The sequence below is a fragment of the Micromonospora sp. DH13 genome, assembly GCF_020873825.1.
GTDB lineage: Bacteria > Actinomycetota > Actinomycetes > Mycobacteriales > Micromonosporaceae > Micromonospora > Micromonospora haikouensis.
Map to the genome: position 1 here is coordinate 1 of NZ_JAHWGR010000092.1, position 1113 is coordinate 1113.

Below are 1113 nucleotides of genomic sequence, written 5' to 3' on the forward strand. Positions count from 1 at the left end.
GACCGCACCCCCCAGAGCGAGGCCGGACCAACACCACCACCACCCCCGTGCCGTGGGCCGGCGGCGGCGGGTGGGGCCCCTCTGGGGTGCCCGCCGATCGCCGGCCCAACAGCTCCCACGCCGGGCCCCTGACCTGGGCTTGTTATATGTGCCAAAACTGCCCCGACATCTAGAGCTCGTTTGGCGGGGGGTTGTAGCCGGGTCCGTAGAGCTCTCGCTTGTGCTGGTCAAACTCGTCAAGGATGGCGGTGAGCTTGGACCGAGCCGTGATCACCTCATCGTCAAGGCGTCGAAGGACTTCGTTGTTGGCGGCTCGAATCATGCCGGTGGTGTCTCCGGCGTCGCTCACTTCGCTGGGTTCGCGGTACATGCCGTCCTCGTCGTAGTACCGGGTAAGAATGTCCTTCATGGCGTAGTACACGTGGGTCATGGCGACGTGGGCTCGCCGCCGGATCGCGGGATCGTAGGTGGGAAGGTCGGTCACTGGGCTTGCTCCGTTCCAGTCGATACAACGGCGGTCTTGGTGGCGGGCTGGAATCGGGTGCCTCGCCACCGCCAGAGGTTCCGTGCGTAGATGCCTACGAACGCGACGGAGAGCGCGACCATCCCCGGCTGATCGGTGCTTAGGCCGTAGGCGGCCCAGACGAACTGAGACAGGATGCCGTAGATCCAGCCATAGCGCGGGCTGATGCCGCCAATCCACAACCCGGAGACCGAGACACCTGCGGCGATCCATGACCAGACGGCGGGACTCATGATGCCGCCAGGTCGACATTGAGAACGTACGAAACCCGGTCACCGGGCACAATTGCCGTTGATAGCTCAAGGGGCACATTTTCCAGACTGAGGACGCGCCAGTGCTCGTAGATCGGTGTTCCTCGGCCGATGTCGAGCTGTTCCCGCTCGCTGGTAGACGGCATGCGGGTTTCAAGCATGATCTTGGCGTGGTCTGGGGTTCGGCCTGCTCGGCGTAGATGCATGATCGTTCCCACGCCGGGCCGTTCCGACCCTGGCGAGGTCAGTCCGGCAGTCTGGGCAAGATCGCTGGACATCATCGACCGGGCGATCTGGTGAGGTTGACCGTCGATCGAGTACCGATACGTTCGCATGAGC

General features: G+C 63.9%; 3 protein-coding genes. All 3 read right to left on the bottom strand.

Annotation, left to right across the window (positions count from 1 at the left end):
- Positions 1 to 169: 169 nt before the first annotated feature.
- Positions 170 to 484 carry a hypothetical protein gene (locus tag LPA42_RS33370; RefSeq protein WP_077940486.1) on the bottom strand — a complete coding sequence of 105 codons (315 nt, stop codon included), beginning with the start codon at positions 482 to 484 and terminating at the stop codon, positions 170 to 172.
- Positions 481 to 756, bottom strand: coding sequence for a hypothetical protein (locus LPA42_RS33375; protein ID WP_077940487.1), 276 nt, complete (start codon positions 754 to 756; stop codon positions 481 to 483). Before LPA42_RS33375 ends, LPA42_RS33370 begins: the two co-directional genes overlap by 4 nt.
- Positions 753 to 1113, bottom strand: a 361-nt coding sequence (locus tag LPA42_RS33380) for a UTRA domain-containing protein (protein ID WP_228987140.1), incomplete at its 5' end; no start/stop codon positions are given. The genes LPA42_RS33375 and LPA42_RS33380, both read right to left, overlap by 4 nt.

Bases quoted from the DNA above. Each gene is read 5' to 3' on its own strand.
- LPA42_RS33375 (WP_077940487.1), bottom strand. From the start codon at position 756: ATGAGTCCCGCCGTCTGGTCATGGATCGCCGCAGGTGTCTCGGTCTCC.